18 protein-coding genes are annotated in these 17,160 nt (G+C 51.6%); 13 read left to right on the forward strand and 5 right to left on the reverse strand.

The window, feature by feature from the left end; translation table 11 throughout:
- The first annotated feature begins 98 nt into the window (after positions 1 to 98).
- The 6 genes from PMI37_RS10315 (at position 99) to PMI37_RS10340 (ending at position 4,811) form a co-directional block, all read left to right on the forward strand.
- Complete coding sequence (locus PMI37_RS10315; RefSeq protein ID WP_008080514.1) at positions 99 to 767, forward strand: DsbA family protein; 669 nt, start codon at positions 99 to 101, stop codon at positions 765 to 767.
- Between the two features lie 295 nt (positions 768 to 1,062).
- Positions 1,063 to 2,367, forward strand: coding sequence for an OprD family porin (locus PMI37_RS10320; protein ID WP_008080515.1), 1,305 nt, complete (start codon positions 1,063 to 1,065; stop codon positions 2,365 to 2,367).
- A 231-nt stretch (positions 2,368 to 2,598) separates the two neighbouring features.
- On the forward strand, positions 2,599 to 3,345 hold the full coding sequence (locus tag PMI37_RS10325) for a 2OG-Fe dioxygenase family protein (RefSeq protein WP_008080516.1): 747 nt from the start codon (positions 2,599 to 2,601) through the stop codon (positions 3,343 to 3,345).
- A gap of 79 nt (positions 3,346 to 3,424) precedes the next feature.
- Entirely contained in the window at positions 3,425 to 3,802 is a 378-nt protein-coding gene (locus tag PMI37_RS10330; RefSeq protein WP_008080517.1) for a GNAT family N-acetyltransferase, read from the forward strand.
- Complete coding sequence (locus tag PMI37_RS10335) at positions 3,799 to 4,515, forward strand: AzlC family ABC transporter permease (RefSeq protein WP_008080518.1); 717 nt, start codon at positions 3,799 to 3,801, stop codon at positions 4,513 to 4,515. The genes PMI37_RS10330 and PMI37_RS10335 overlap by 4 nt, the downstream gene beginning before the upstream one ends.
- Positions 4,494 to 4,811 carry an AzlD domain-containing protein gene (locus PMI37_RS10340; RefSeq protein WP_008080519.1) on the forward strand — a complete coding sequence of 106 codons (318 nt, stop codon included), beginning with the start codon at positions 4,494 to 4,496 and terminating at the stop codon, positions 4,809 to 4,811. The genes PMI37_RS10335 and PMI37_RS10340 overlap by 22 nt, the downstream gene beginning before the upstream one ends.
- Here the strand turns inward: PMI37_RS10340 and PMI37_RS10345 are convergent.
- Positions 4,728 to 5,654 (reverse strand): LysR family transcriptional regulator, encoded by a 927-nt coding sequence (locus tag PMI37_RS10345; protein ID WP_008080520.1) that lies wholly within the window; start codon positions 5,652 to 5,654, stop codon positions 4,728 to 4,730. The genes PMI37_RS10340 and PMI37_RS10345 overlap by 84 nt on opposite strands.
- Before the next feature lie 333 nt (positions 5,655 to 5,987).
- Between PMI37_RS10345 and PMI37_RS10350 the strand changes: the two genes are divergently transcribed.
- Together PMI37_RS10350 and PMI37_RS10355 are read left to right on the forward strand one after the other, a co-directional pair.
- Positions 5,988 to 6,395, forward strand: a complete 408-nt coding sequence (locus PMI37_RS10350; protein WP_008080521.1) for an MbcA/ParS/Xre antitoxin family protein — start codon at positions 5,988 to 5,990, stop codon at positions 6,393 to 6,395.
- Positions 6,396 to 6,406: 11 nt separating this feature from the next.
- Entirely contained in the window at positions 6,407 to 7,072 is a 666-nt protein-coding gene (locus tag PMI37_RS10355) for an RES family NAD+ phosphorylase (RefSeq protein WP_008080522.1), read from the forward strand.
- 42 nt (positions 7,073 to 7,114) lie between these two features.
- Here the strand turns inward: PMI37_RS10355 and PMI37_RS10360 are convergent, their stop codons facing one another.
- The gene (locus tag PMI37_RS10360; RefSeq protein WP_008080523.1) at positions 7,115 to 7,396 is read right to left on the reverse strand and encodes a DUF3077 domain-containing protein; all 282 of its coding nucleotides are present in this window, start codon (positions 7,394 to 7,396) and stop codon (positions 7,115 to 7,117) included.
- Between the two features lie 467 nt (positions 7,397 to 7,863).
- Between PMI37_RS10360 and PMI37_RS10365 the strand changes: the two genes are divergently transcribed.
- The 4 genes from PMI37_RS10365 (at position 7,864) to PMI37_RS10375 (ending at position 11,526) form a co-directional block, all read left to right on the forward strand.
- Positions 7,864 to 8,046, forward strand: a complete 183-nt coding sequence (locus tag PMI37_RS10365) for a type II toxin-antitoxin system HicA family toxin (RefSeq protein ID WP_008080524.1) — start codon at positions 7,864 to 7,866, stop codon at positions 8,044 to 8,046.
- A gap of 31 nt (positions 8,047 to 8,077) precedes the next feature.
- A complete protein-coding gene (locus PMI37_RS10370; RefSeq protein WP_008080525.1) occupies positions 8,078 to 8,503 on the forward strand; it encodes a type II toxin-antitoxin system HicB family antitoxin in 426 nt (141 codons plus the stop codon).
- A 1,203-nt stretch (positions 8,504 to 9,706) separates the two neighbouring features.
- Entirely contained in the window at positions 9,707 to 9,874 is a 168-nt protein-coding gene (locus PMI37_RS31840; protein ID WP_008080526.1) for a hypothetical protein, read from the forward strand.
- Positions 9,875 to 9,900: 26 nt separating this feature from the next.
- Positions 9,901 to 11,526: an anti-phage dCTP deaminase gene (locus PMI37_RS10375; RefSeq protein ID WP_008080527.1), complete on the forward strand. Its 1,626-nt coding sequence runs from the start codon at positions 9,901 to 9,903 to the stop codon at positions 11,524 to 11,526.
- 142 nt (positions 11,527 to 11,668) lie between these two features.
- On the opposite strand, the gene PMI37_RS10380 is transcribed toward PMI37_RS10375, so the two are convergent.
- From PMI37_RS10380 to PMI37_RS10390, 3 genes are all read right to left on the reverse strand, one after another.
- Positions 11,669 to 12,118 carry a GNAT family N-acetyltransferase gene (locus tag PMI37_RS10380; RefSeq protein WP_045123095.1) on the reverse strand — a complete coding sequence of 150 codons (450 nt, stop codon included), beginning with the start codon at positions 12,116 to 12,118 and terminating at the stop codon, positions 11,669 to 11,671.
- A gap of 392 nt (positions 12,119 to 12,510) precedes the next feature.
- Positions 12,511 to 13,083, reverse strand: coding sequence for a hypothetical protein (locus tag PMI37_RS10385; RefSeq protein WP_008080528.1), 573 nt, complete (start codon positions 13,081 to 13,083; stop codon positions 12,511 to 12,513).
- A 671-nt stretch (positions 13,084 to 13,754) separates the two neighbouring features.
- A complete protein-coding gene (locus tag PMI37_RS10390) occupies positions 13,755 to 14,102 on the reverse strand; it encodes a hypothetical protein (RefSeq protein WP_008080529.1) in 348 nt (115 codons plus the stop codon).
- Positions 14,103 to 14,973: 871 nt separating this feature from the next.
- On the opposite strand from PMI37_RS10390, the gene PMI37_RS10395 reads away from it, so the two are divergent.
- The gene (locus PMI37_RS10395; RefSeq protein WP_008080530.1) at positions 14,974 to 16,890 is read left to right on the forward strand and encodes an ATP-dependent nuclease; all 1,917 of its coding nucleotides are present in this window, start codon (positions 14,974 to 14,976) and stop codon (positions 16,888 to 16,890) included.
- Positions 16,891 to 17,160 lie beyond the last annotated feature (270 nt).

Here is a 17,160-nt window from a genome sequence, read left to right on the forward strand (position 1 = left end):
ACGAAACAGACTGAAAGCCGTTTCGAGGTTTTTCCGTTTCGGCTGGAGGCATAGTCTCCCGGCATCAATTTTTGCCTGTTGGCTGCCGGAGATGACTGATGATCCTTCACTACATTTACGACCCGTTGTGCGGCTGGTGTTACGGCGCCAAACCGTTGGTGCAGGCTGCGCAAAACGTGCTGCCAGTGGTTGCGCATGCCGGCGGGATGATGAGCGGCGCCAATCGCCAGCGTGTTTCGCCGCAGCTGCGCAATTACGTAATTCCCCACGACCGGCGTATCGCCGAATTCACCGGGCAGCCATTTGGCGAGGCGTATTTCGAAGGTTTGCTGCGTGATCATTCGGCCGTCTTCGACTCGACGCCGCCGATTGCTGCGGTCATGGCGGCCGAATCCATCGACGGTGGCGGTATGCAGATGCTTGGTCGATTGCAGATTGCGCACTATGTGGAAGGGCGGCGAATTGCCGATTCAACAGTGCTGCTGGAATTGGCGGTCGAGAGGGGTTATGCACAGGAGGACTTCCACATTGCCTTAGAATCGGTCGACACCGAGGCGCACATAAAAGCCAGTCGCCAGTTGCTGGCACAACTGGGCGGCCAGGGTTTTCCTACGTTCGCCCTGGAGCAAGACGGGCAATTCAAACCAGTCGACATCAGTCCCTGGCTGGGGAAGCCGCAACCTTTCGCGGACTGGCTGAAACAATCGATCAGCGTCGATGAGGCCGGTGCGACCGCTGCGCTTTGCGGGCTCGAAGGATGCGCTTGAGGTCACTGTATTCACTGGTTGCAGGCATTTCCGTGCAAGGAGTCAGCGCAAAATTTACGTTTCTTAGACGATTTTCGCCTATTTAAAGACGATTCTTGAAATTGACACATAGTTCAGGGCGCGGCTACGATTCGGCCCAACGCCTGTGGCCAACCGCCATGACTCAAAATAATAAGAAGGCCCGCCACGGCATTGTCGTGGGCGGGTCTTTTTGTTTCGGGATGAAAAAAGAGTGCAATAGCGCCGTTTCAGCCGTTCGACACAGCGCGTTTCAACCCGTAATAAGGAAAACAAAATGTTGAACAAGCGAATCAGCCTGATCGCTCTGGGGATGTTGAGCGCCACACAGGCCATGGCTAACGACCAGGCCGAGTCCAAGGGTTTTCAAGAAGACAGCAGCCTCAAAGTGCTGTTGCGCAACGCCTACATCAATCGTGATTACAAAGACGGTAACGACGACAAAGCCGAGTGGGGCCAAGCGGCCATCGGCACGTTCTCGTCCGGCTTCACCCAGGGCACTATCGGTGTCGGCGTGGATGCCTTCGGTCTGTACGCACTGCGTCTGGATGGCGGCAAAGGCCGCAGCGGCGCCGGTGGTATCGACTTCTTCAAGCAAGACAACGGCAACGTTGCCGGCCAGCACGGCGATGCCGCCAACGATCTGGCCAAGGCTGGCGCAGCGGTCAAATTCCGCTTCTCCAACACCGTGCTGACGTACGGCGACCAGATGCCGGCACTGCCGGTGCTGAACTATGACAACTCGCGTCTGTTGCCGGAAAGCTACACCGGTACTTTGATCACTTCCCGTGAGATCAAGGGCCTGGAACTGAACGCCGGCCGATTCACTGCCGAATCGCGCAAGAGCGATGAAGGCCGTGACAGCGGTGGTCTGAAGTCGATCAACGTGTTGGGCGGTAGCTACCAGTTCACTGAACACTTCAAAGGTGCGTTGTACGCTTCCGACGTTGAAGACGTATTGAAGAAACAATACGTGAACGCCAACTACGTGTTGCCGTTCAACAAGGATCAATCGCTGACCCTGGACTTCAACGGCTACCGCACCAAGCTGGACAACTCCTATGTCCGCGAAAACGGTGTGACCGGCGACGACAACAAGATCTGGAGCCTGGCAGCCACTTTCGCCACCGGCCCGCACTCGTTCACCGTGGCGCACCAGCGCTCCACCGGCGACAGCAACCTGGGCTACGCCTACGGCGGCTACCAGAAAGATCAAAACCGTGTCGGCGATGGCGGCAACACCATCTACCTGGCCAACTCTTACTGGTCGGACTTCAACGCTGAAGACGAACGCAGCTGGCAGTTGGGCTACGGCCTCGACTTCGGCGCGTTCGGCGTTCCGGGCCTGAGCTACAACTTCGCTTACGTGCGTGGCGACAACATCACCACCTCCACCAGCACCGGTGGCACCGAGCGCGAGATCTTCAACCAGTTCAAGTACGTCGTGCAAAGTGGCCCGGCCAAAGACCTCAGCGTGAAACTGCGCAGCTCGATCCTGCGCGTGTCGCAGAAATCCAGCGAGTACAACGTGGGCGGCAACGAAGTGCGTGTATTCGTGGATTACCCGATCAACATCTTCTGATGTCCGATCCGGTGTAAGAAACGTGAAAAAACTCCGACTGGTTCGGAGTTTTTTTTCGACGGTTTTTCGATGAAAACCGGAAAAAACCCGAGTTTTTGTCATGTAAAAGTTGTTTTTAAGTCGCTTCAATCACCGTTTCAAACAGGGCTTTAAATGCCTGAAATTCTTTCTCATGGACGCAAATTCTCCACCTAATAGATTAGGCCGCTCAACGCAGCGGAGAATTTGGTAATGATCGTTTTGAACAGAGAAGTGGGCGAATCGCTACGGCGCGACAAATATGTCAACGTCCAGGGTGGTGACTTCAATCTCTACGGTCATTTTGCCGACTTCGTCAGACTGACCAAAAGTTGGGAAAACATGGAGCCTGACAGCTACTACGGTCAGGCCGAAGCCGGCATGCGTTACCGTCGTTACAGCGACTTCGAATACAACCCGAAAACCCGCGAGCTGACGCAACTCGAGCATCGCGCGTACGTGCAATCGAAAGAGAACAACGCCTACGTTGGCGGCCTGGTGCGGCACTTCCAGGACTTCTCCGATGAAGTGATTTCTTCGCCGGTAATGCGCAGCCTGATCGACACCGATTTCGAAGTGTACAAAAGCGTGTTGCCGGAAGAGCTACACGATGAAATCTGGCAGTGCCAGATCCATCAGATCCGCATCGAGATCAAACCCGGCAAACAACTGGAAATCACCCCTGAAGGCATTCACTGCGACGGTTACCCGTTCAGCGGCGTGCATTTCTGGGGCCGCAACAACGTCGAGGGTGCGGAGAGTCGTCTGTACGACATCCACGAGCATCAACTGGCGTCGACCACTTACGAGGAAATTCTCGACACCACCTACTTCCTCGACCGCGACATGCGCCACTACGTGACCCCGGCGCGCAACAGCCACACCCATGCCATGGCGTATCGGCAGATTCTGGCGATTTCCTTCTCGCGGCCCGGGACCGCTTTCGACATTGTTCGCTAATCAGATCAGCCCAATCGATGGCGTCGAGTGCTCGACGCCGGTGGTGCTGCGACGCGCCACGGCCAAGGATGCGCAGCGCATGGAGCGCTTCTTCCGCCAGTTCGACGAAGTGTCCTTCTGCGAATGGCAGGACGCCAAGTGCCTGCGCGGCGTGCTGATCCAGAAAACCACGACGGCCTATCTCGCCTTCGACGTCGCCGGCGAAATCGTCGGCGCGGTGCTGGGTGGCATGCTCGGCAGTCGCGGCACCATCAATCATCTGGCCGTCAGCCCGCGCTATCGCAGCCAGGGCGTCGGTCAACGTCTGGTTGAAGCGGCGTCGTCCGACATGAAGCGTGTCGGTGTGTTGCGGATGTTTCTGTTTGTCGACGATGCTAACCTCGCGGGCAAGCGTTTTTGGACTGCCCAGGGTTTTTGCGAGCCCCACGGCGAACGGACTTTTGAGAGGGATCTATGAATGAAAGGTCCGGCAGTGCGCCGCTGATGGTCACCCATCAGCCGTCGCGCACGTTTGCCGAAGCCAGCCCGGTGGTCGCCGGGTATTTCACGGTGTCATTCGTGTTCGGGCTGATGGCCGTCAACGCCGGGTTGCCGATGTGGCTGCCGGTAGCGATGTGCTTGTTCGTGTATGCCGGCGCTTCGCAATTCGCTGCGCTGGCGCTGATCTCCAGCGGTGCATCGCTGACCACCATTGTGCTGACCACGTTTCTGATCAACGCGCGGCACATGTTGATGTCGGTGTACATGGCCAAGGCCCTGCGTGCACTCGGTTTGAGTCGCATGGAACGTTGGGCATACGCCGGTGGCCTGACCGATGAATCCTTTGCGTTCCACAGCGTCAAGCTCGGTACCGGCGCACCAGTCAACGTGCGCTATCTGATCGGTTTCAACCTGTTCTGCCACACCTCGTGGGTGCTCGGCGGATTGCTCGGCGCGGTCTGCGCGCAGTACGCGGCGCACCTGATCAAATATCAACTCGACTACGCACTGACGGCGATGATGCTCTACGTGCTGGTGTCGCTGTGCAACACGCGCAACAAACTCATCGCCGCCGGGGCCGCAGTGATTTGCATGGGCGCACTGAGCCTGGTCGGCAGCTCGCCATTCAACGTTTTCATCGCCACGTTTGTGGGCTGCGGAGTGGGTGTATGCCTGACCAAACGTTCCTGATTCTGGTGGTCGCGCTGATGATGGCCGTGACCTTCCTGCCACGCGCCTTGCCATTGCAAGTGAATACCGAGCACTGGCCGCCGTTTGTTGCGCGGGCGCTGGAGTACTTGCCGGTGGCGATCGTCGCTGCGATCAGCCTGACTCCCTTGTTGATCAAGGATCAGCACATACAGTTCGATCGCCCGGAATTCTATGCCGCGATTCCGACGTTGCTATGTGCGTATTTCAGCAAAAACCTCTTTCTCAGTGTGGCGGTTGGGACGGCTGCGTACATTGCGCTCGGCTCGTTCATGTAGCGGTAGATCGACGACGTCACTCAACGCCTGGCTCGACAACTCCGGATTGTTCACCGCCAGGCGTACCTCGAGGAAATCCTCGAAACCGGGGAAAATCGTCAGGCCGTTCTTCTGCGCGGCCTCACGCGAAACCATGCCGACCGCGTCCATTTGCGTGATCAGCGACAGTGTCAACGTTTCACTGCACGAATAGACCATGCGCTGGCCGTTCTCGTGATTGCCCAGACCGGCGTCGAGAAAGCGCAAAAAGCTGTGGGAATAAGGACAATCTTCCGCAGGACGCACCTGAAACTTGTTGCCCAGCAACGTCAGCGGATCGTTTTCCTGCCCGCAATGCGCGCCGACCACCTGCACCTGAACATCCGGCAAGACAATGCTCGGCAACCCCGGCCGCTGCGGGCCGATCAGCACCGCAAGGTCAAAGTCTTCGTTCTTCAGCTTACTGAGGTTTTCCATCGACTCGGCATAACTGAATTCCATCTGATAATCGGGAAACACCTCGATCAGGCGCCCGATCATTCGCCGATTGAAATCAGGCGACAACGTGTTGTTCAACGCCACCTTCAACGTACGTTGGCCCGGCACCTTCAGCGCCTCGACCTTTTCTTCCATCTGTCGCGTGGCAATCAGCACTTTGTCCATATACGGCGTCAGCTCGGTGCCTTGCGGCGTCAGCGTCAGCCCTTTGTTGGAACGACGAAACAAGCGGAAACCGAACTGCTCTTCGACCTTGTTCAACTGCGCGGCCAGCGCCTGCACAGTCAGGCACGAATGCTCGGCTGCGGCCGACAACGAGCCGGTCTGCACGATGCGCATGAGGTTGCGTAAGGTTCTGCTATCCATGGGTAATGCCCTCTAAAGTGGGCTGGGTATTGTTGTTTACGAGACCGCCGGTCCGGCGGCCATATGCTGGGTATATTCCTGCACCTGAGCATAGTTGTCGCGGGTTTAGTAGCGAATTGATGTCCCTGCCGATGGCTGGAGGCTGACACAGGATCGGGGTTTTTGGGGGGATGGGGGTGATGGGGGTCAAAAAATACTGACTTCGAATAACAATTCCTGATGATTTTCGGCATTTGTTGTTCGAAACAATTTGCTTCATATCTGGATTAAAAGATCACAACTATCCGTATCTGTACTAGGCTGAAACATGTCCTTTCATTAAGGGAGGCGAGCATGCCTACCTCATCCCCAGCCCTCACCCCACGCGAACAACTCGACGCTCCCGAGGCTGGTCGCGTCGCGCTGAAGTTCTTCTTTAACCTCATGGAGCGTTGGGGCTGCAGCGCCGAGCAGCAACGCACATTACTCGGCGGCGTTGGTAACACCACGTTCTATAAATACAAACACCTGCCGAACATACGTCTGCCTAACGATACCCTTGAGCGCATCTCTTATCTGATGGGCATTCACAAGGCGTTGAGCATCATCTTCAGCAACAGCCGTGAGCGCGCGTACACATGGGTCAGTAGTCCGAACACGGCGGCGCCGTTCAATGGGCAAACGGCGCTGGATTACATGCTCGCTGGACGCGTGGTCGATATCGCCGATGTGCGTCGTTACCTCGATGGGGTGCGCGGTTGAAGGCGCCAGAGATGGTTGATGTGGCGTGGCCGAGAGCCTATCGGATCGTCAACAGCAGCTTCCCGCCGATTGCGCTGTTTGAAGACGTGCTCGATCCCGAAGATCTGGAAGTTGCCTACGCAATTGAAGCGCTGACCAATGATCGGCTGATCGAACAGGCTGGGGTTCTTGCCCGAGTGCGTCCCGAAGATCGACTCTCCGGCCCCGGCTCGACTCCGGTGATGGCCGCTTTTACCCACATCGGCAAACGCAGTCGTTTCTGCGATGGCACCTTCGGTGTTTACTACGCCGCGAGCAGTCAGGCTGCTGCGATCGCCGAGACCTGTTATCACCAGGAGCGATTTCTTGCGGCGACTCAAGAAGCTGATCTTGAGTTGACCATGCGGACTTACGTCAATCGGGTGGTTAAACCGCTGCACGATATTCGCCACGATCACCCCGAGCTGCACAATCCGGATCCGGACGCTTATGGGCCGTCTCAACTATTCGCCAGGCAGCTACGCGAAACCGAGTCGTGGGGACTGCTTTACAACAGCGTTCGCCTGCCGGGCCATGAATGCATCGCCGCGTTCCGGCCGCCTGCGGTGTCGATTCCAAAGCAGGGCAAGCATTTGCGGTATGTGTGGAGTGCGACTCAGCAGAAGATTTCGTTTGTGCTTGAGATCAGTCAGGTCTGAAACGCATAAGCCCTCGCATCGGCGAGGGCCTGAAACCGGCGTTTACATCAACGGCTTGTCCGGCGGCGCATCCATCACTTTCACCACATCATCGATCAGCGCCTTGCTCAATTCCTGCAAATACTGCGAGGCATAAGCGTGAAGATCAGGATCGCGCGAGACCGAAGTGTCCGCAGTGAGCAGTCGTGAAATGTGAAGCAAGTGCGAGGCGTGGGATAGGGCGGTGATTACCGGCACGCCCCGATTGGTGCGGAACATCGCTTGATTGGATTGAAAGGAAAAGTGGGTGAGGCCAAGGGTTTTCAGATCTTGAGAGTGGGTCATTTCGCTTCACCTGCCGTTCGAGATGGGCGGTGTGAAGTGACCGATGTTGTTGACGGATCAATGCCTTTCATTTGTTAACTCCCTGTATCAAATGAGAGCTGCCAATTCGTTATCAGACGAATGGGTGGCAGCTATGCGCGGGCTGATAAACCGGAGATACAGGAACCCGGCAGACCCGAAGGTCTCCCACGCACAGCCGCCATTGCACGGTAATGCAGACACAAAAAATGCGCCGGCAAACGTGAGTTGGGGCGCTGGTGCGCCTGTATCTTACGCGGGTTATCAGGCCCGGTCGCTGAATTGGCAGCGACGGGTTTGACGGTAGCTTGAGCTGGGTAGATGCGCAATCGTGGCCAGGTGGTGGCGGGGTGGATGCTCTAGGCTTCAAAACGTTCGGTGCAACAGTTATGTTGCATATGCAGCAAATATGTTGCATGGTCGCTCTACCGAAACGGCGAGTGACGCACATGAAGTACAGCGAGTTTCGGCGATGGTTGAAAGCCCAAGGCGTTGAGTTTCAAAGCGGCAAGGGCAGTCACTTCAAGGTCTCCTTGAATGGCAAATCAACTGTGTTTCCCGACCACGGAGCCAAGGAAATGGGCGAAGGGCTGAGAAAATCGATAATCAAGCAACTGGGCCTCAAGGATTGAGGCCTAGCTGTACCCGATGAGAGGAAGCGTAATGTTCGAATATGCGTTGGAAGTTCACGAAGAGCCTGGCTGCATCTGGTTATCCTGCGCAGAAATTCCAGAAATGCACGCCGCCGGCGATACCGTCGAGCAAGCGTTGGACAGCGCTATCGATGGGATCGAGACGGCACTTTCAATTTACGTTGATGATCGCCGGTTGATTCCGACCGGTCTGGCGGGAGAGCAGGAAAGTGGCGCTGTATTGCGTCTGCCTGCGCTGACTGCGGCGAAGATTGCGCTGTGGAATACGCTTTTGGAGTCTGGAGTGAGCAAAGCCGAACTGGCACGCCGGCTAGGTGTACAACGGCCGCAGGTGGATCGCCTTATTGATTTCCTTCATCACTCCAAGATCGAAAATGTAGAGCGTGCTTTGCAGCAGCTCGGCCGTCGCATTTCGATTTCGGTTGAAGCTGCATAAGTTCAGCCTCCGAATGTTGGAGAAAAGTAGTTAAGGAGGGATGGTTGGCGTTTCACGAAGCGTTTTCGCCGACTGTAGCTCCTTAGCAACAGGAAAAAATAAGGCCAGACCACGGTGTCAGTGAAAAACGTGGGCTAAGCCTTTGTCATGTTGCGAGACAAATGTCTATTTTTCCCAGATGGCTCACAGCGAACGATTGGATTTGGTAGGTGGGGAGGGTGGCTGTCGGAATCGACGATCCTGATTAATTTTCTGAAGCCGCACATCCGCGCGAAATGGCATCGGAAACCGGACCCGGGTTGATGAATTCGAAAACCGAAGCTCTAGGCAAATACGAGCTATTGGTGGAGGGAAAAATCTGGTGTGGACACTTTGTGGACGTTTTCTTAAGACCCACAAACAACAAAGCCCCTGTATTTCTGCAGGGGCTTCGTTTTGTATGGTGCGGCACCAGACGAACGGTATGTTTCGGCGAGACCAGGTTTTTCGGGCGTCTGGAGTTCGCTGGAAAAATCGGCGTACCCCAACTAGTAACTATAAATAAATCAGCTAGTTATGGCATTCGGTGGAATCGAACTCGGGATTTTTTAGATGTCAGCACATTGTCGGTCTGTAAGTAATTCAGAGCCGCATACGAATGGTAAACCTCCTGAATTCGAACGTTGTCGATCATCCCTTCCGTAGAGAATAGGCAGGAATCCGCCAAAAGCTGCCATGGCGACAGGCAGCAGACGGCCAATTGCCGACCTCCACGTAAGGCGGTTTACGGTCGATAGAGGACAACTGAAAATAGCGCTTTCAACAAGTCTAAAGGATGGGGCGAAAGGCGATATAAAAAACTCGTACCCTGATCGTCGAAAGCCAGAGTGACCAGGACTCTCGGTTTCCAATGCGTTGACTTTCTGCTACTGGCGCAGCAATTCAACCGCCTACGACGCTACCTACAGAGAAACTCCCGGCAGGAATTGATTGCGCAAGCCTTCAGTTCCTTTCGTCGGAATTCGACACATTAGTCAGCGGGAGCCTAAATCGCAGTTTATCGATGAAATGCTTGAGAATCCGAGCTTATGAAGGTCCAAACCACTTGCATGCGAAGATTCAAGGACTAGACTCGAGGCTTAGGACGCCGTTGCTTTCGCCGTTGAGGGTTGTAGAATGCGCCGGTTTGCCAGCTAGGGCCGGCTGGGAATGCGAGGGAGTACGATGAAAAACTTGACTAAAGTTGGGCAAGGCGAAGCCGCTTTAATTGCGAGCGCCAAGAATAGCTCAAATGTTATTCACGTAGAGCAGTTTCGTGATAAGAAAAAAGAAGAGGAGTATAAAAAAGCGTTAGACAAAGTTTTATTGCGGGCGCAAAAAAACGATTGGTAAATCTTCATGCGCAGTAGGAGAAAGGGATGTCTGAGGCTGCAAGTTCTATGCGTGCTCCTGCTTCTACAGGGCCGAAAGATAGCAGAAATATAGTAGATCGGATCAACTCTCGGCAGTCGGAAGAGATCGTAGTAGCATTCGGAGGTGCCGTAGGATGTAATCTATCTGAAGTCGTGAGATCGGTTAAAGCTCACTTCGAAGATTATGGCTACACCACCAAAATCATTAAGATCAGTAAGTCAATAAAAGAACATTTTACGAGTAAGTTTCCCGCCGATTTGCCGCATGAATATCGCGGGGTTGATCTTTATGCTCTCCAGGGAAAGGCACGATACACTGCACTACAAGATCTTGGCGACCATCTTAGATCACAAGATCCAAAAATTTTAGCTGCTATGGCGATGGTGGAAATTTCCACAAGCCGAGAAATTTTGAAGGAGGCGAATAATAATCAAAAGCCGCCTCGCTCTGTGTATCTAATTGATCAGTTAAAAAATCCAGCCGAAATCGAACTTCTTAAGCTTGTCTATGGGAATTTATTCTATCTTGTAGGTGTTCTCAGCCCTCAAGAGATTCGTCTAAATCAATTGACACGCGTTGAGCGGATTAGTGCACCTGACGCGCAGGCCCTTATTAGTCGTGATAGAGACGACAACAAGAAGCACGGGCAGCGTCTAGAGAAAACGATTCAAAAGGCTGACTATTTTATCCGCAACAACCACGACAACTCTTCAAATTTGAAAGAGCCCTGTGAACGATTCGTTCAGCTAGTTCATGGCAAGAATGGAATTACTCCCACGTTCGAAGAGTCTGGGATGTATGCTGCATTTTCTGCCTCGCTGAAGTCTGCATGTCTTAGTCGACAAGTTGGAGCAGCGATTGCGGATAAGGCCGGAAATGTAATCTCTCTGGGCTGGAATGATGTGCCAAAATTTGGCGGTGGACTCTATACCTCAGATGACAAAGGGAAAGACCAGCGCTGTATATATCATGGTGGCAAGTGTTTTAATGATGAATACAAGTCTCGTCTTATCAGTGATATTGTTGCTATAGTTGAAAAACAATGTAAGTTAACCTCGGGTGGCAAGGAAGACTTAGCTAACTTAATCCTTGAAGAAACTAGAGCTGGCTCAATAATTGAGTATTCCCGAGCAATTCATGCTGAGATGGAGGCTATTTTAGGACTGGCACGCCATCAGGGTGTTTCTTCGAATGGGTGCACACTCTACACAACCACTTATCCTTGTCACAACTGTGCCCGTCATATCATTGCGGCAGGTATAAAGCGGGTGGTATATATCGAGCCGTATGAAAAGAGCTTGGCTATGGAATTGCATGACGATGCTATTTCAACAAATCCCTCAGAAATCAGTAAAACATTATTTGATAGCTTTGAGGGTGTTTCCCCTCGAAAGTACTCATCCTTTTTCTTTGGTCGAGGAGAGAGAAAAGATGAGCGTGGGTTAGCAGTTGACGTTATGAAAACTGATGCCAAGCATATTGGGGTCGAGTTCTTGGACTCTTATCAAGACATTGAAGCTCGGGTTGTCGCGACTTACATCGAAAGCCTTACACCGCCGCCAACCACTATCCAGCCAGTCGCACCTTCTGTTGGCCCCCTTACTGACCCGCCTGGCCACCCCGCGGCCTAAGCAAAATGGCCGAGATTTGTCTTTCGCGTAGGGCGGGTATCGGCCAAAAGCCGCCGCTCGCGAACAGCAGCAATCGACCCAAACCAGCCGTGCAGGACGGTCCTGCGCACATGAGTGATCGCCTGCATTGAGGGACTATCAATTAGTCATTGATATGTCGGTAAACCTTTGTTGTGCGCAACGAGAATCCTGCCCCCTCGTATAAACGATGGGTAGATTCACGATCTGGGTTGGATGTTAAATCCAGTGTTTTCGCGCCGAGGTCATGGCTTTTTTCTATTGCTGCTTCTATGAGTGCTTTGCCGATCCCTTGGCCTCGAGCACTGGCATCTACTACGACGTCTTCGATCCAAGCACGAACGCCTGTCGGAATACGAAAATGAATTAGGGTTAGCGCCCCCAAAATGCTTCCTCCACTTGCTGCTCTCACGACGAATAAATGGGAGCACTCTGAATCCACGATCTGCTTCAAATCTTCCATTGTCATCGCTTGAGCGTTTTTGGAAAGCTGTGGGAGAAGGTCATTCAAAGATCTGAGCAGCATAGAATCGGTTTCTTGAACCACTTCGACAATAGCGGATTGGTTTGTCATTAGAGATCCTCAAGTGAAGGGGGGTGAAGCTTCGATGGTTCAATTCGACACACTACCCCAAAGCGTCTGCGAGTGACCGCTTCTGGCCGATTCTGTTGAAAAAATCGGTTTTTTTAAATTGCCAGAAGACTGATCGGTGGAAGCGCCTTTACCACGCTGCTACGTGAAATCTGAGTCCGGAATGCCTCTGCGGCACTTCAAGATTTCAATATCAAACGCGTACTTTTTGGCCTGGGAAACCAGGGCCGACTTTTTCAACAGAATCGGCCGATTGCTGACTGTCACGGAACGCTTGGGTCGACTGAAAGCGACCCAAAGCTAGCTAATTCCTAAGCAAATGGCCAGGTAAAGTGCAGCCTCTTACTGACAGCGCATTGCTGAACGGAACATTATTAAAAAATTATCTTGAAAATTATGGTTGCGAAGAACGAACCCCAAAATATGGTGTTAACCGTATAAACTATCCAGAACAAGCTGGTTCTCGGTGTTTCAAAGGGAGCCTGTTTTTTGTACAGATCGGGAGACCAGTGCAAAACCCAAGCAGTCAGACCTAAACCTAATGCAATTCCGGTGATTTCAAGTGAGTTGCGAGCAAGTTGAAGAAACACTTCTCCATTAACAGCCAATGGAAAAAGAAAAGGTGATGAAATTGCGACAGCCCAGTTCATTGCGGCTGCTACAAATGCTAGAGTTATAATAAAATTACTAGGTGCCAAAACTAGTAGCTTTACAGTTTTTCCGTATTCCCTTGGCTTAATCATTCTATTTGTGGCGCAGAAAAAAGCAAAAAACACAGTTAGTCCAGAGAATACCATGATGGTTTTTCCTGCGATGTGCTCTTGCATTATTTCGCTAATGTTTTGTGCTAGTGGCGGGAATTTTGCACCAACAAAAGCCAGTGCTAGTGTGAAAGCGAAAAAATATACGAAAGTTCCGCAGCTTTCTTTTAGGCGGATTCCACTCATGTTTAGTTCCTGCAGTTGATAGTTGCATAATTATTATAGAGTAATACTAATCAGTAATATCGGGGTCATTCTATTGGATGTTGAAAAACATCAAGAATCTCCTTTTCATGGGCCAGCAACTGCCCGTCTAGAAATGTTGGGAATGGGCAGTATAAGGCAAATGAGATGATTGATTCCAATTTGACATCATGTTTTAAAGGGCACCTGCTGCAGCTGACTGCGGGGCGATATCTCGGCGCAGTCTGTTCACGGCAACGCAGGCGGATGGCAGTCGATAAATTGCGGTAGAACGCCCGGAATCGGAAACTCATAATCGATAGCGGTGGTGCGGGCGAGATCTGACGGTAAGCTCGGCATCCCCGCCCCATCTGAGCTAAATGGGCGGCACCAACAAACATTCCACTACAGGGAAACATAAAGATTGAGGTCGCTAGGTTCTGAATCTAGGCCTAATATCGGACGTGAGAGCACTGAACTTCCGTGCGTAAAAATGCGGAGCTTTCTTAACGGTAATGACCTCTTCTGGCCGAAAGCTGACGGTGGCAACCGGTAGAGATCGGCCATAAGCGGACCCTCAGGAGCCCCCGCCTTCGGCCAGGAGCAGCCATCCAATACGTGTAAGACATCAGAGGCAATTCATCGTTGACGATGTGCCCTGGAGAGAGTGTCCTTTACTCTTTGGACCTGCTCAGCGTTCCGATCCAAAAGTACAGGGCGTTCATGAGGGCTGCGATCACCCCAAGCATCGCCGCTTTTGTGTTCAGCACGGCGGCTGCGGTGGTGATCGCAATAGCTTTCGCCTGATCGATGTTCTGGACCTGGGCCACGTCTTCTTGCCAGGTAGCAGAGATGTGCCAAAGCATCGCCGACAGGATCGTGATGATGATGCTAGAGACCACCATGAGCTTCTTCAGGCCAGATATGACCCAAGGGTTATCTACGCAGTAGTTGCGCACGAAACAGATGATGGCGCCAGCAATGCTGGCGGTGGTGTGGAACAGTTTGTACAGCTTCTTCATTCAAAAGCCTTATCAGTGGGTGCGGCGACCGATTTTCAGTCACCTACATTACTGTTCGGCACGTTTCTCGGATTTATTTACTGTGTTTCTCAAATTTTTTTAGAAATCGCTTTGAGATCGACGTCAGCTATCGCAGATCAATGACGCAGCTCGTCCTGCTTGGCCATCGTATTTGCGTGCTCAGCGCCTTGCAGCCATGACCGAGCGATGAGCTCGAGCATTGCGTGGGTAGCAGGCAACGCTAGTAACTCTCACCCTTCGACGTATTCAGTGCGCTTTTACCTAGCCTGGGTCGTTTTCAAACATTCGGGAAAGACATAAATCGGCAATAACGGTCCCTCACGAGCTCTGCGAAAAATGGAAGCAATTGATTCGTCCATGGAACGATCCTTTTCGCTTAGGAATATTTTATTTCAGAGACTGCGCTGTATACCGTATGGAAACACAGACCCACAGCTTCCCTGCCCGCTCAATCAGCGTATTACTGCGTTGCCGCTACTATTTAGTTGCTGACTACTTACTCCGATTGATGCAAGCATTTCAGTGTATACGGGAGACCATCCTGCTTGTCTGATCACCAACGAAGATGGCATTCTGCTCAGAAGCTGTTACAAGGATCCCAGCGGAGGGATTATGAGCAAGAGTCAGAGCAAGCGAAAGCGAAAGCCTACAGCGGCGGATAAACTGCGAGCGTGAGGGCAAGAGCGAGAACGTGACTCTCTCAACCCCTCCCAAGAACCTCACTAAATCAAGAGCCACTGGGCTCCCAATTTAATAGAGCCTGGATCGAAAACATGTTTAAGAACAAGAATTGCGGCCACTTCAAAAGAAAATTATTTGATCTCGCTTAAATCTACCTCGTGGAGTAACAATGAAGCTTTTACGCGCTATTTTTACTGGTCTTCCGGGTGCAAAAAAGATCGACATAACTTGTGATGATGTGAATGTTTTTATTGGGCCTAATGGTGCTGGCAAAAGCACGATATTGAATGTTTTGAAATTGGCTCTCGATTTGCTATCTAAAAAAACAGTTTGCGGTTTTATCGGGGAAGTAGAGGATTGGCTACTATTCGAGTCTGCAGAGCTAACATTTTGTCCCGATCCTGAAGTTATTTCACAGCTTGTACCTTTAATACTACAAAGCAGTTCCGACGAGCTTGTCATTAAGCTTAAATGCGATGGGCGTAGTTTTCATATCGAGTATCTTAGGTCTGATTCGGAGGTGCATATCATAAAGCCTCCTCCAATTGAGGAAATAGGCGATCTTCGCAATACCTTTCAAACAACCGAGAGCCGGATAGAAGAGCTGGATAGACAAATAAATGTAGCATCTAATAGCACTGTTGCGCACAATCTACGAGTTGAACAGACTAGGCTTAGAGTAGAGTTAGAGGCCGAAAAAAATCGTTATATAGAGTCATTGCAGTGCGAGATAATAAAGCCAGGAAAATTAGCTGAAGACATTAAGCGAGACACTATCGACGGCTTCTTAGAGAAAGTCCGATTCCCAGCCGCGATTTTGGTGGACTCAGCAAAGGCAATCGATGATGCGATTCCAAGGCTCATAAACAGTATGTGCGAACTTAAGGCAGGCAAGCGCGCTCAAAACAGGCAGTTTAATATTGCCCAAGAACGTCTACAGCATCTGCTGGAACATGAAATCGACTTTTATGAGAAGGAAGGCAAAAGGTTTCTTACAGTCAATGGCGTTGATTATCGAAAGGCCTCATCGGGCACGCGAGTATCACTGGCTTATTTTGGGTTAACAAATTTGTTAGCTGAGACCGATATCGTGATCTGGGATGAGCCGGAAAATGGCTTGCATCCGACGCGAAGAATCCGTGTATTAGATCTTATCCTAGAAGATCCAAGGCAATTTTTTATCGCGACTCACGCCTTGGAGTTCGCCCCCATTTATTCCTCCAAAGGAATGATTTTTAGGTGCGATTCACAGTATCAGGATAATGCTGACACTACCACTTTGACTGTAGCAAAAATCAGCGGACGTAAAGAAGGATTTCTGCTGCTTGAAGCCATGGGGGTTCAGCCAGCCAGAACTCTTTTCACAGCAAACGTGGTGCTGTGGGTAGAGGGACCAACTGAACTTGTTTTTTATCGACATTGGTTGAAGAAGGTGCTGCACCCTGTAGGGTTTGAGGAAGGATTTCACTACACCATTATGCACTACGGAGGAGGGTTAATATCCTACCTGGACGTCGCGGACGAAGAACATAGGAAGCAGGCGTTTGACGCACTGAGTATATGTAGAAATCTGGTCATTCTGGTGGACTCCGATCTGCAAAGTGTAATAGTTACAGGCGATGTAGCCAGTCACTTGAAGCCTGGCGCTCGCAGGATAAAAGAAGAAGTTGATCGCTTGAATATCGACCGTCCAGGATCTGCACTGTTCTGTGTGACCGAAGGGCGCGAAATTGAAAATTACCTACCACCTCGAGTGCTGCTACACGCCGCCTCTCAGTGCTGGAAGGGCTTCGAGGATCATAAAGTGAAGCTTGATCCCGGTGCGTTTGAATTTGGTCGATATGATTCTTTTGAGAAGTCTTTAGAAACGTTCCTGATGGATGCGGGAGTCACTAGAGAGGTAGTAAAGGAGGGCGGCACGGAGAAAATAGCTATCGGTAAGTCTCTATGGGGAGCCGTAAATAAAGTAGAAATGATGCGCGGTGCGCTAACCATGAATGACTTGCAGCCAGAGGACTTGCAATGGGGATTCTCAAATCAGCTAGACATTATTGTGGAGTTTGTTAAGCAGGCGAATAGTGTGTGACTTCCCGAGTATTGATAAATTAAAAATGTAACTTGTCTGCGTGTACTCGGTGAAATCGTACTGGTGAAGTGCAGCTTGTGCCTGATGGATCAGCGAGTACTAAACTGAGCTTTCTCACTATCGCGCTATCTCGATGACAGCAAGGTTTCACATCTTGTTGTCTTGATGACGATGTTAGGTGAGCGGTGATGCTCCGTTGAAATGGCAAAACATTGGAATATCCAAAACTTACACCGCTGCCTGTCCGGCCTTGGCTCAAATGACTACATA

This window comes from Pseudomonas sp. GM80 (assembly GCF_000282515.1).
Classification (GTDB): domain Bacteria; phylum Pseudomonadota; class Gammaproteobacteria; order Pseudomonadales; family Pseudomonadaceae; genus Aquipseudomonas.